Annotated in this window: 16 protein-coding genes; 8 read left to right on the forward strand and 8 right to left on the reverse strand. The window is 62.9% G+C overall.

Going from position 1 to position 12,166, the window contains the following annotated elements; translation table 11 throughout:
* The first annotated feature begins 95 nt into the window (after window positions 1–95).
* The 6 genes from AB6802_RS05895 to AB6802_RS05920 all read left to right on the forward strand — a co-directional run bounded on the left by AB6802_RS05895 (window position 96) and on the right by AB6802_RS05920 (window position 4,124).
* A complete protein-coding gene (locus AB6802_RS05895; protein ID WP_371009075.1) occupies window positions 96–674 on the forward strand; it encodes a tetratricopeptide repeat protein in 579 nt (192 codons plus the stop codon).
* A gap of 46 nt (window positions 675–720) precedes the next feature.
* Window positions 721–876, forward strand: a complete 156-nt coding sequence (locus AB6802_RS05900) for a hypothetical protein (RefSeq protein WP_371009076.1) — start codon at window positions 721–723, stop codon at window positions 874–876.
* Between the two features lie 117 nt (window positions 877–993).
* Complete coding sequence (gene ychF, locus AB6802_RS05905; RefSeq protein ID WP_371009077.1) at window positions 994–2,097, forward strand: redox-regulated ATPase YchF; 1,104 nt, start codon at window positions 994–996, stop codon at window positions 2,095–2,097.
* A gap of 19 nt (window positions 2,098–2,116) precedes the next feature.
* Window positions 2,117–3,091 carry a magnesium/cobalt transporter CorA gene (gene corA / locus AB6802_RS05910; protein WP_371009078.1) on the forward strand — a complete coding sequence of 325 codons (975 nt, stop codon included), beginning with the start codon at window positions 2,117–2,119 and terminating at the stop codon, window positions 3,089–3,091.
* 104 nt (window positions 3,092–3,195) lie between these two features.
* Window positions 3,196–3,657: a MaoC family dehydratase gene (locus AB6802_RS05915; protein ID WP_371009079.1), complete on the forward strand. Its 462-nt coding sequence runs from the start codon at window positions 3,196–3,198 to the stop codon at window positions 3,655–3,657.
* Window positions 3,654–4,124, forward strand: a complete 471-nt coding sequence (locus AB6802_RS05920; protein WP_371009080.1) for a MaoC family dehydratase — start codon at window positions 3,654–3,656, stop codon at window positions 4,122–4,124. Before AB6802_RS05915 ends, AB6802_RS05920 begins: the two co-directional genes overlap by 4 nt.
* Before the next feature lie 155 nt (window positions 4,125–4,279).
* Here AB6802_RS05920 and AB6802_RS05925 read toward each other — a convergent pair whose 3' ends face one another.
* The 6 genes from AB6802_RS05925 to petA all read right to left on the reverse strand — a co-directional run bounded on the left by AB6802_RS05925 (window position 4,280) and on the right by petA (window position 9,747).
* On the reverse strand, window positions 4,280–4,825 hold the full coding sequence (locus tag AB6802_RS05925) for an adenine phosphoribosyltransferase (protein WP_371009081.1): 546 nt from the start codon (window positions 4,823–4,825) through the stop codon (window positions 4,280–4,282).
* A gap of 9 nt (window positions 4,826–4,834) precedes the next feature.
* Window positions 4,835–5,980, reverse strand: a complete 1,146-nt coding sequence (locus AB6802_RS05930) for an alpha-hydroxy acid oxidase (RefSeq protein WP_371009082.1) — start codon at window positions 5,978–5,980, stop codon at window positions 4,835–4,837.
* Window positions 5,981–6,152: 172 nt separating this feature from the next.
* Window positions 6,153–6,848, reverse strand: coding sequence for a phosphatase PAP2 family protein (locus AB6802_RS05935; RefSeq protein ID WP_371009083.1), 696 nt, complete (start codon window positions 6,846–6,848; stop codon window positions 6,153–6,155).
* Between the two features lie 126 nt (window positions 6,849–6,974).
* Complete coding sequence (locus tag AB6802_RS05940) at window positions 6,975–7,841, reverse strand: cytochrome c1 (RefSeq protein ID WP_371009084.1); 867 nt, start codon at window positions 7,839–7,841, stop codon at window positions 6,975–6,977.
* Window positions 7,842–7,868: 27 nt separating this feature from the next.
* Window positions 7,869–9,170 carry a cytochrome bc complex cytochrome b subunit gene (locus AB6802_RS05945; RefSeq protein WP_371009085.1) on the reverse strand — a complete coding sequence of 434 codons (1,302 nt, stop codon included), beginning with the start codon at window positions 9,168–9,170 and terminating at the stop codon, window positions 7,869–7,871.
* Between the two features lie 16 nt (window positions 9,171–9,186).
* Entirely contained in the window at window positions 9,187–9,747 is a 561-nt protein-coding gene (petA, locus tag AB6802_RS05950) for a ubiquinol-cytochrome c reductase iron-sulfur subunit (protein ID WP_371009086.1), read from the reverse strand.
* A 311-nt stretch (window positions 9,748–10,058) separates the two neighbouring features.
* Here petA and AB6802_RS05955 point away from each other — a divergent pair, with 311 nt between their 5' ends.
* Both AB6802_RS05955 and AB6802_RS05960 read left to right on the forward strand, forming a co-directional pair.
* Window positions 10,059–10,403 (forward strand): cupin domain-containing protein, encoded by a 345-nt coding sequence (locus AB6802_RS05955; RefSeq protein WP_371009327.1) that lies wholly within the window; start codon window positions 10,059–10,061, stop codon window positions 10,401–10,403.
* A gap of 81 nt (window positions 10,404–10,484) precedes the next feature.
* The gene (locus tag AB6802_RS05960; protein ID WP_371009087.1) at window positions 10,485–11,339 is read left to right on the forward strand and encodes an alpha/beta fold hydrolase; all 855 of its coding nucleotides are present in this window, start codon (window positions 10,485–10,487) and stop codon (window positions 11,337–11,339) included.
* On the opposite strand, the gene AB6802_RS05965 is transcribed toward AB6802_RS05960, so the two are convergent.
* Together AB6802_RS05965 and AB6802_RS05970 are read right to left on the reverse strand one after the other, a co-directional pair.
* Entirely contained in the window at window positions 11,336–11,647 is a 312-nt protein-coding gene (locus tag AB6802_RS05965; protein WP_371009088.1) for a DUF6665 family protein, read from the reverse strand. The genes AB6802_RS05960 and AB6802_RS05965 overlap by 4 nt on opposite strands.
* Complete coding sequence (locus AB6802_RS05970; RefSeq protein WP_371009089.1) at window positions 11,648–12,163, reverse strand: GNAT family N-acetyltransferase; 516 nt, start codon at window positions 12,161–12,163, stop codon at window positions 11,648–11,650.
* Between the last annotated feature and the right edge of the window lie 3 nt (window positions 12,164–12,166).

Below are 12,166 nucleotides of genomic sequence, written 5' to 3' on the forward strand. Positions count from 1 at the left end.
GTCTTGCCGCCGATGCATCACCACACCGTAGTGACGAAGGCGTGGTCGGCTTCGCCCCTGGAGCCTTGCCGGCAACTCGCAAGGTGCGCTAGCAAATGCCGCGCAAGACCACAGGTGCGATCGACATGTCTGACGGTGTTTCGGATCTGGCTGGGCAAGCCAGGCGGCTTGGTCTGGCCGGCGACTTTGCCGCAGGCCACGCGCTGATCGACCAGGCTGAGCGGCTGGCCGGCGATGATCCGACAGCCCGCGCCCTATGCGCCATCGAGCGCGGCCGCCTCTACAATTCCGCCGGTGAACGCGAGAAGGCGCGGCCGCTGTTCGAGGAAGCCTGGCAATTGGCGCGGCAGGCCGGAGCTCATGCGCTGGCCGTGGATGCAGCGCATATGATGGCGATCGTCGGAACCCTTGGCGATGCCGTCCAATGGACCGAAGCCGCTCTCGCCTATATCGACGACCATCCGCAGGCCGCGTTCTGGCGCGCGGCGCTGCTCAACAATCTCGGCTGGTCCTATTTCGATGCCGGCCGGTTCGCCGATGCACTGGCAATTCGAACAGGCGGTCGCACAGCGCCGCTCGGCTGGCCAGAAACGCGAGCTGCGTATCGCGCGCTACGCCGTGATCCGAACGTTGCGCGCACTGGATCGCCTGGAAGAAGCCCGGCGGCTTGCTGAGGAAACAGCCGGCGCGGCAGCAGCCGATGGCGAGCAGGCGCCTTTCGTGCAGGAGGAACTCGCCGAATGCTGCGCCCGTCTCGGCGACATTGGTCATGCCCGCGACAGCGCCCGGCAGGCGCTTGCGGTGCTGGAACACGATCAGGTCTTCGTCGACAGCCAACCGCATCGCCTGGCCAGATTGCGCGAGCTTGCGCGGTGATCCCGCAATAACCACATCACCCGCGGCGGGGCGCCCGGCCGATCGGGGCTTGACGTTGATCGTCCCTTTCGCCCATAGCCCTCATTAAAATCGAATTCCCGATAGGACCGGACGAACATGGGTTTCAAATGTGGCATCGTTGGCTTGCCCAACGTCGGCAAGTCGACGCTGTTCAATGCGTTGACCAGGACGGCCGCCGCGCAGGCCGCCAACTATCCTTTCTGCACCATCGAGCCGAACACCGGCGAGGTGGCGGTGCCGGATTCCCGGCTGCAGAAGATCGCAGCGGTCGCCAAGTCGAAGGAGATCATCCCGACCCGCATCTCCTTCGTCGACATTGCCGGCCTGGTGCGCGGCGCCTCCAAGGGCGAAGGGCTGGGCAACCAGTTCCTCGCCAACATCCGCGAGGTCGACGCCATCGTGCATGTGCTGCGCTGCTTCGAGGATGACGACATCACCCATGTCGAGGGTCGCATCGACCCGGTCGCCGACGCCGAGACGGTCGAGACGGAGCTGATGCTCGCCGACCTCGACAGCCTGGAGCGCCGCATCGTGCAGATCCGCAAGCGCGCCGGCTCGAAGGATAAGGAAGCGACAACCGTGCTGCCGATGATGGAAGCGGCACTCGAGCTGCTGCAGGCCGGCAAGCCGACCCGCATTCTGCTCAAGGGCATCTCGGCGGAAGATCTGCGCATCCTGCAGGGGTTGAACCTTCTGACCTCGCATCCCGTGCTCTATGTCTGCAACGTCGCCGAGGCCGATGCCGCCATCGGCAACGAGCACAGCAGGGCCGTGGAAAAGATGGCCACCGCGCAGGGCGCCGGCACCGTGGTGATCTCGGCCGCGATCGAGGCCGAAGTCGCTCAGCTCTCCGACGAAGAAGAGATGGAGTTCCTGTCCTCGCTCGGGCTCGACGAGCCTGGCCTCAACAAGGTCATCCGCGCCGGCTACGATCTCTTGCATCTGATCACCTATTTCACCGCCGGACCGAAAGAAACGCGCGCCTGGACCATCCACAAGGGCGACAAGGCCCCGCAGGCCGCCGGCGTCATCCACACCGATTTCGAGCGCGGCTTCATCCGCGCCCAGACCATCGCCTACAACGACTACATCACGCTGGGCGGCGAAGTGGCGGCCAAGGAAGCCGGCAAGGCGCGCGACGAAGGCAAGGAATATGTCGTCCAGGACGGCGACGTCCTGCTGTTCAAGTTCAACACCTGATCTCCAGGGAGACCCGACGATGATCAAGGCCTTCGTCGTGGACAATGACCGCTTGCGGCTCACCGAGGATCTCGCGGCCGACGGCGACAGGATTGTCTGGGTCGATCTGTTCAACCCCACCAAGGAAGAAGAGGCCAAGGTCGAGAGTTGGCTGGGGGTCGGCGTGCCGACCCGCGAGGAGATGGAAGAGATCGAGATTTCGAGCCGGCTCTACATCGAGGACGGCGGCTACTTCATGACCGCCGTGCTGCCGGCGCAGACCGAGGCCGACGACCCACTGATGTCCCCCGTGACTTTCGCGCTGGCCGGCAACCGGCTGATCACCATCCGCTACCACGAGCCAAAGGCGTTCAAGACCTTCCCGCTGCGCGCCGAGAAGGTGGCGACCGGCTGCACCACTGGCGACACCATCCTGATCGGCCTTCTGGAGGCGATCGTCGACCGTCTCGCCGACATCCTCGAGCGCGCCGGCCGCGATGTCGAAGCGGTCTCGCGCGACATTTTCGAGGCGCGCTCGACCAAGGCTTCGAAGCGCAACCGCGACTTCCAGGAACTGCTGAAAAGCATCGGCCGCAAGGAGGACATCGCCTCCTCGGTCCGCGACAGTTTGATCTCGCTGCAGCGCCTGGCCGGCTTTCTCGCCCATGTCGCGACCCAGACCAAGATGAGCAAGGATGTGCGCGCCCGCATCAAGACCTTGTCGCGCGACGTGCTGTCGCTCGCCGACCACGCCACCTTCCTGTCGCAGAAGATCTCCTTCCTGCTCGACGCCACGCTCGGCATGATCTCGATCGAGCAGAACGCCATCATCAAGATATTCTCGGTCGCTGCCGTCATCTTTCTGCCGCCGACGCTGGTCGCCTCGATCTACGGCATGAATTTCGACATCATCCCCGAGCTGAAGTGGGAGCTTGGCTACCCCTTCGCCATCGGCCTGATGGTGCTCTCGGCGATCCTGCCCTTCTGGTATTTCCGCCGCCGCGGCTGGCTCTGACGGCGCCGGCCGGTTGACTGGCTTACCAGAAAGGACTTGACCAAATCGCTGTCGGCCTGCATCCGGGTTGCCCGATCTTTAAGGATTGAACCGGATTGCCAGTCATGACCGGAAAGCGATGGGCCTATGAGGATTTCGTCGAGGGTGCTTCCCTCGACCTCGGCAGCAAGGACGTCAACGCGGCCGAGATCGTCGAATTCGCCTCGGAGTTCGACCCGCAGCCGATGCATCTCGACGAGGAAGCCGGCAAGGCGAGCATCCTCGGCGGCCTCTCGGCCTCTGGATGGCACACCTGCGCGATGTTCATGCGCATGCTGTGCGATGCCTTCCTGCTCGACTCGACCTCGCAGGGTTCCCCCGGCATCGAGCATGTGAAGTGGAAGAAGCCGGTGCTGGCGGGGGATCGGCTCACCGGCAAGGTCACAATCATTTCCAAGCGCCAGTCGAAGTCGAGACCTCAGCTCGGTCTCATCACCATGCGCAGCGAGTTGTTCAATCAGCGCGGTGAGAGCGTCTTCGAGCTTGAGAATACCGGCATGTTCCTGACCCGCGAGGCCACGGCGTGACGCTCGACGAATATTTCATGATAGGCCAGACGGTCACGCTCGGTTCGCACAAATTCGAGCCGGACGAGATCAAGGCCTTCGCCCGCAAATACGACCCTCAGGTCTTCCATGTCGATGAGGAGGCGGCCAGGAAGAGCGTGCTCGGCGGCCTCTGCGCTTCAGGCTGGCACACCGCCGCCACCTGGATGAAGTACAACCTCGAAAAGCGCATGGAAACCGAAGGCGTGCGCTGGACCGGCCCCGGCCCGCAGCCCGAATTCGGCCCCTCGCCCGGTTTCCGCAACCTGAAATGGCTGAAGCCGGTCTATGCCGGCGAGACGGTCACTTTCACGCGCACCGCGCTTGCCCATCGCCCGCTTACCGGGCGTCCAGGCTGGAGCCTGCTCACGCTGCGCTCGGAAGGCTTCGATTCGACCGGCGACAAGGTCATCGAATTCGACAGCGCGGTGTTGGTGAAGGTGGGGTAGTGAATGGTGAGTGGCGTAGTAAGTAGTAGGTAGTAGGTAGTAAGTAGTAGGTAGTAAGTAGTGAGTAGTGAGCCGCCATTCTTCACTACTCACTACTCACTACTCACTACTCACTACTCACTACTCACTACTCACTACTCACTACTCACCCCTCCCTAATGCCCCTCGAACCCGATCAGCGTCCGCACCGGAACACCCAGCGCTTCGAGCTTCTGGCGTCCGCCGAGATCCGGCAGGTCGATGACGAAGCAGGCGGCGAGGATGTCGGCGCCGATCTGGCGCAGGAGCTTGACCGCCGCTTCCGCTGTGCCGCCGGTGGCGATCAGATCGTCGACCAGGATCACTTTCTCACCAGGGGCAACGCCGTCCTTGTGCATCTCCATCTCGTCCAGCCCGTATTCGAGGCTGTAGGCGACGCGCACGGTCTCGTAAGGCAGCTTGCCCTTCTTGCGGATCGGCACGAAGCCGGCCGAGAGCTGGTGCGCGACGGCGCCACCGAGGATGAAGCCGCGCGCCTCGATGCCGGCGATCTTGTCGATCTTCTGGCCGGCATAGGGATGCACCAGTTCGTCGATGGCGCGGCGGAAGGCACGCGCATTGCCGAGCAGCGTGGTGATGTCGCGAAACAGGATGCCGGGCTTGGGGTAGTCCGGGATGGTGCGGATCGAGGCGAGCAGCGTGTCTTCGAGCGAGGATTTCATGGGCCGAACTTACCTGAATCGGAGATTGTTGCGCGACAATTGTTCGATCGAACTGCAGCCCATCAGCTTCATGCCGCGCTCGATCTCGACCCGCATCTGCGCGAGCGCCCGTTCGACGCCCGGTTGCCCGGCCGCCGCAAGCGGAAACAGATAGTAGCGCCCGACACCGACGGCCTTGGCGCCAAGCGACAATGCCTTGAGCACATGCGTGCCGCGCTGCACGCCGCCATCCATGATGACGTCTATTCTGTCGCCGACCGCATCGACGATCTCGGCCAATTGGTCGAACGCCGCCCTTGAGCCGTCGAGCTGCCGGCCGCCATGGTTGGACAGCACGATACCGCTGCAGCCGATATCGACGGCGCGCCGGGCGTCCTCGACCGACATGATGCCCTTGAGACAGAACGGGCCGGACCACAGCTTGACCATCTCGGCGACGTCGTCCCACGTCATCGACGGATCGAGCATCTCGGTGAAGTAGCGGCTGATCGACATGGTGCCGCCGCCCATGTCGACATGCTCGTCGAGCTGCGGCAGCTTGAAGCCCTCATGCGTGAAATAGTTCAACGCCCAGGCCGGCTTGATGGCGAACTGCAGCATTCCGGCGAGATTGAGCTTGAAGGGAATGGCAAAGCCGGTGCGCTTGTCGCGCTCGCGGTTTCCACCGGTGATGCTGTCGACGGTCAGCATCATCACTTCGACGCCGACCGCCTTTGCCCGCTGCATCATCGCCCGGTTCAGGCCGCGATCCTTGTGGAAATAGAACTGATAGACCTGCGGGCCGCTGCTGATACGGCGCACCTCCTCGAGGCTGACGGTGCCGAGCGAGGAAACGCCGAACATGGTGCCGTACTTGGCCGAGGCGTTGGCCACCGCGCGCTCGCCCTGATGGTGGAACAGCCGCTGCAAGGCCGTCGGCGAGCAATAGACGGGCATCGCCAGCTTCTGGCCCATCACGGTCACCGACATGTCGATCTCGCTGACACCGCGCAGCACGTTGGGAACCAGGTCGCAGCTCTCGAAACTCTCGGTGTTGCGGCGATGGGTGACTTCGTCGTCCGCCGCGCCGTCGATGTAGTCGAAGATCGGCCCCGGCAAATTTTGCCGCGCCATGCGCCGGAAATCGGAAAAGCTGTGACAGTCGCTGAGCCGCATCATCGAATTCCAGACGCTCTAACAGGCGGATATCTTTGCCGCCCTTCATGCGTCGAATATCAATCCAATGCCCACCTGCCAACGGACTATTTACCAGGGTGCCGGCAAGCACAGCCGCAGACATGAAAAGGGGCGCCTTAAGCGCCCCTCGATCGACAGCTACCGAGGAAGGCTACATGCCCAGATCGCCGCGCAACTCGGCCCTGGCCACGTCATACTCGGCCTTGAAGTCATCGCGGTTGAGCAGCACAGCGGCAATGACGCTGCCGGAAATCTTGCCCATCTCGACGTCGGACGGATAATGGATACCGCCGACCACCCGGTTGTGGGCGTATTCGGCGGCGCGCGCCATGATCTCGGCACGCTTCTCCGGAACCATATCGGCGAGGATAATGCCCATCATGGTGCCTACCGTAGCATGGCCTGAGGGCCATGAGCCGGAGCTCGACAGCTTGACCGCCGGCTTGACCAGGTCGCTGAGCTGGTGTGGACGCGGACGCTTCCAGACATCCTTGGCCGGATCGACAACGGCGCCTTCTGTCTCGACCACGCGGTCGAAGAAGGCGCTGAATTTCGGCAGCTTGTCCTTGGTGAAATTCGGACCCATCACGTCTGCGAAGCGCCAGACATTCTCCTCGGCGTCGGCGACCGCGCGGGCTTCCATCTCGGGGGTGCGCGTCACTTGCAGCGTCAACACTTCGCCGAGTTCGGCCTTGGTCTGAGCCGAATCGTTGGCCGGCGGCGGCGGCAGGATCATCGTCAGGTCGACATCCTTGTTGGTCACGAATGGTTTGGCGTCTTCGGCCTGGGCAGCGGAGCCGACGACCAGCAGCAGCAGGCCAGCCGCCAGCGATGCATATTTCTTCATGGGCGCAATCCTTTGTTGGAATGCCGCAGGATCGCCAGATGCGGTGACGCCCGTGTGACGGGTCCGCCGCTGAAATGCAAAAAGGGCGCCTCGCGGCGCCCTTCGAAATTTCCAGCCAATCGCGGCTCAATGCGCGACGTCGGCCCACACCCGGCGCTTGGTGAGATAGACCAGGATGCCGAACGCCAAGAGGAAAATCAGCACTCGGGAGCCGGTCTTCTTGCGCTCTTCCATATGCGGCTCGGCAGCCCACGCCAGGAAGGTAGCCACGTCGCGGGAATACTGGTCGACCGTCTGCGGTGCGCCGTCATCATAGGTCACCTGGCCGTCGGAGAGCGGCTTGGGCATCTTCAGCGACACGCCCGACATGAAGTACGGGTTGTAGTGCGTGCCCTCGGGGATGACCATGCCGGCAGGCGGGGTCTGGTCGTAGCCGGTCAGCAGCGAATGGATGTAGTCGGGTCCGCCCGCATCGTATTGGGTGAAGATGTCGAAGACGAATTGCGGAAAGCCGCGCTCTACGCCGCGCGCCTTGGCCAGCAGCGACATGTCGGGCGGAGCCGCGCCGCCATTGGCGGCCGCGGCGGCCTCGGTGTTCGGGAACGGCGCCGGGAAATAGTCCGACGGCTTGCCGGGACGGTCGAACATGTCGCCGGCATCGTTGGGGCCGTCATGGATGGTGTAGGTCGCCGCCAGCGATTTGATCTGTGCTTCCGAATAGCCAAGGCCCGTTGGGCCTTCCAGCGTGCGGAAGGCCACCAGGTTCATCGAATGGCAGGCCGAGCAGACTTCCTTGTAGACCTTCAGACCGCGCTGCAGCTGACCCTTGTCATAGGTGCCGAACGGGCCGGTGAAGCTCCAGCTCATCTCCTTCGGCTCATTGATCGGGAAATGCGTCGGCGCGGCCGCATTGTGTTCCTCTTCGGCGGCGATTGCCGCGGTGCCGGCAGCCACAAGGCCGATCAGCGCCAGCGAGGTGAGAATCTTCTTCATGCCAAATCCCCTTAGATTCTCTACCGCTCAGCCCTTGGTCTGTGGTGCGGCCGTGGCGCCCGCCGGATGCCCGCTGCCGCCCTTGTTCTTCTCCAGCACCGCCTCGGTGATCGAGTTCGGCAGCCTACGCGGCGTTTCGATCAGGCCGAGCACCGGCATGATGATCAGGAAGAAGGCGAAGTAGAACAGCGTCGCCATCTGCGCCATGAACACGTAAGCCCCTTCCGCCGGCTGCGAACCCAGCCATCCGAGCAGGATGGCGTCGGCGACGAACAGCCAGAAGAACAGCTTGTACCAGGGGCGGTAGACCGCCGAGCGCACCTTGGAGGTGTCGAGCCACGGCACCAGGAACAGCATGACGATGGCGCCGAACATGCACAGCACGCCGCCGAGCTTGGAGTTGATCGGCCCAACGTTGAAGGTGATGGCGCGCAGGATCGCGTAGAACGGCAGGAAGTACCATTCCGGCACGATATGGGCCGGCGTCTTCAGCGGGTTGGCGACGATATAATTGTCGGCATGGCCGAGATAGTTCGGCAGGAAGAAGATGAAATAGGCGAAGATGAACAGAAACACGATCATGCCGAACGCGTCCTTGATGGTCGCGTAGGGCGTGAAGGCGACGGTGTCGGTCTTCGACTTGACCTCGATGCCGGTCGGGTTCGACTGGCCGACGACGTGCAGCGCCCAGACGTGCAGCACGACGACGCCGGCAATCATGAACGGCAACAGGTAATGCAACGCAAAGAAGCGGTTCAGCGTCGGATCGTCGACTGCGAAGCCGCCGAGCAGCAATTGCTGGATCCAGTTGCCGACCAACGGGATGGCGCTGAAGAAGCCGGTGATGACGGTGGCGCCCCAGAAGCTCATCTGACCCCAGGGCAGCACATAACCCATGAAACCGGTGGCCATCATCAGCAGATAGATGATGCAGCCGAGGATCCAGAGCAGCTCGCGCGGCGCCTTGTAGGAGCCGTAGAACAACCCGCGGAAGATATGGAGATAAACCGCGATGAAGAAGAACGAGGCGCCGTTGGCATGCATGTAGCGCAACAGCCAGCCGGAGTTGACGTCGCGCATGATCTTCTCGACCGAATCGAAGGCGAGATTGGTGTCTGGCGTGTAGTGCATCGCCAGCACGATGCCGGTCAGGATCTGCGCCACCAGCATGATCGACAGGATGCCGCCGAACGTCCACATGTAGTTGAGGTTGCGCGGCACCGGATAGGCGACGAAGCTGTCATAGATCAGCCGCGGCAGCGGCATGCGCGCGTCGAACCAGCGCTCGATACCGGTCTTGGGCGTATAGGTCGAGTGTCCCTCGCTCATCGAAATATCCCCTGCCTCAACCGATAAGGATTTTGGTATCGGAAATGAATTTGAATACCGGGATCGCCATGTTCTCGGGCGCCGGGCCTTTGCGGATACGGCCGGCCGTATCGTATTGCGAGCCATGGCACGGGCAGAACCAGCCGCCGAAATCGCCTTCCTGGCCGAGCGGGATACAGCCCAGATGCGTGCACACCTGCACCATCACCATCCAGGCTTCCTTGCCGGGCGTGGTGCGGTTGGCGTCGGTCGCCGGCGCATCGGAGGGCAGATTGGCGTTGCGCGCGATCGGGTCCTTGAGATCGGCGAGATTGACGGCTTCGCCGTCCTTCATTTCCTTGTCGGTGCGGTTGCGCACCACGACCGGCTTGCCGCGCCACTTGACGATCAGCGAACTGCCGGGCTGCAGCGAGGCGACATCGACCTCGACCGAGGCCAGCGCCAGCGTCGAGGCGTCAGGGCGCATCTGGTCGATGAACGGCCACGCGACTGCCCCAGCGCCGACAACGGCGGCCATGCCGGTGGCTACATAGAGGAAATCGCGACGGTTGGGATCGTGGATGTCGGTTGCGCTCACGGGTGCCTGATCCTTTCGCCTCTTCCTTACCGGAGGCCGAGCCTTGTCCCCGCTCAATCGCACCTGCCCGACAGCGCATGGCGAACAGGCTAGCGAATTCCTCCGGCATTTGGAGTTCGGTTTATGCGTGAAGCCCGTTTTTGTCCAGCGGGGTCAAGCCACAAGGGCAGATTGTCGCGGGGCTTTCGAGCTGTCACAGCCGGCGCGTCCCCGGCGGCCCACCCGAGAACGCCAAACAGCCGAAAATCCGCAGGGGAATCGGGCCATTGTTCGCCTCGACAGGCGCCGCTGGCCCGGTCTATTCTTTGGCCATGGTGCACATCATCGATCGCGAGACTTGGACCAGCTCGCCCGACCGCTGGCAGGGCGAGCTGCAATGCGGCCAGTTTGGCGCCAATTCCTGCCTGATTTTCAATTACCAGCCGAAGATCGGCGCCGGCCCGCGCCTGCACAAGCATCCTTACGCGGAAATCTTCGTCATCCGCTCCGGCACCGGCCTGTTCACCGTCGGCGACCAGGAAATAACCGCAACCGCCGGCCAGATCATCATCGTGCCGCCCGACACGCCGCACAAATTCGTCAATCTCGGCCCCGGTCCGCTCGAAAGCACCGACATCCACGAGAACGGCCACTTCATCACCGAGTGGCTGGAGTGATTCTTCCAATCCTTGCATTGGACCTGTCAGAAGACTGACGGCCGCCTAGTTCCATCGATATGGCGTCGATGGAGATCGAACATGCGAACCGACACTGTCGAGGTCGAAGACCAAACCATCGCGATCCGGAAAGCAGGGCCGCCCGATGCTCCCGGCCTTCTCCTGCTGCACGGCTGGCCGCAAAGCTCCTACGCTTTCGAAGCAATCATCGACCGACTTGCCAGCGACCAGCGCGTGATCGCCCCGGACCTGCCGGGTATCGGCGCTTCGCAAGGCGTGCCCAAAAGCGGCGAGAAGGCATACTTGGCCAGGCTGATGGGCCGGCTGGTCGATGCCTGCGGTCTACGGCAGGTCATCGTCGCCGGTCACGACGTCGGCGGCCAGATCGTCTTCGCGATGTTGCGCGACAAGCCAAGCGAATTGTCAGGTGCCGTGATCATGGATGTCGTCATCCCTGGCGTCGCGCCGTGGGAAAAGGTCATCAGCAACCCGCATATCTGGCATTTTGCCTTCCATGCGATCGAGGCTCTGCCTGAGATGCTGGTGCGCGGCCACGAGCGCGCCTATTTCGATTTCTTCTTCGATATCCTTGCGAAGGAAAAATCCACGATCCCTGCCGAAGCCCGGGATATCTACGCAAAAGCCTATTCGCGGCCGGAAAGCCTCAAAGCGGGCTTCGACTGGTATCGCGCTTTTACCGAGGACGCCAAGGCCAATGCAGCCCCAGCTGGTGGCCCGATCGACACGCCGGTGCTTTATCTCAGGGGTTCGGCCGAAACCGGTGAGATCGCGGATTATCTCGATGGCCTAAAGCGCGCCGGTCTCTCGCGGGTCAAAAGCGATATCATCGCCGACAGCGGGCACTTCGCAGCCGATGAGAACCCTTCGGCGCTTGCTGCGCGCCTGGCGCGCTTTCGTAGGGAAATCAGCGCCTAACTGGCGCCGAGCCTGACCAGCACTGCTCTAGGAATATTGTACTCGCGGATCACCGCGTCATGCTTGCGCAGGCCGCAAAGCTCACGCTGGATGAAATAGCCGTGCACGGCCGCGGCTGCATCCTTGAGCAGCCGGTTGCGATGCTCGCCTTCGCCATGCTCGCGCAGCTTCGCCAGCGTTTCTTCGACGCGCTGGCCGGCACGGCCAAGCGCCGCCGCTTTCTCGGCGAGGATCTCGTGGCCGAGCGCGTCAAAGGCAAGCTCGGAGGCGGAAGACCCGGTCAGGCCGGATGGCGGTCGAAGAGACATTCAGTTCGCCTTCCCTGTCTTTGCCGTCCCAATCTTTGCCGTTTCGTCGGTCAGCAGGATGCGGTGCGTGACGAATTCCTCGCCGCAAACGCGCAAAAAGCCAAGCCGTTCATAGAAAACGAAAGCTTCGGGCGGCGCGCGGGTGTTCAACACGGTGAAATAATGGCGTGCCCGATCGATGACGGTCTCGACCAGCATGCGGCCAACTCCGGCGCGGCGGTGAAGCGCGCTGACGAACAGGTGCCGGACCCGGCCCTGGTCCCTGGCCTCGAAATAAGGATCGATGTTCAGCCCGCACACGCCGGCGAGTTCCCGGCCTTGCCATGCCCCGAACAGCGCCTCGCCCCGTTTCAGGAATTTGTTGCGGCCGCTTGCCCAGCCATCCGCCAGGCGCACCAGCATCCAGTAGCCTTCCAGCCGGCTTTCGTCCTTCAAGGCATCGAACGCTCGCGTGGTTGGCCGCAGCCGCTTGATCCTGTAACCGACCTCGGGGTTGACCTCTGGCGTCCCACCCATGCG

The sequence above is a fragment of the Mesorhizobium sp. RCC_202 genome (genome assembly GCF_041355295.1).
In the GTDB taxonomy this organism is placed as follows: Bacteria; Pseudomonadota; Alphaproteobacteria; order Rhizobiales; family Rhizobiaceae; genus Mesorhizobium.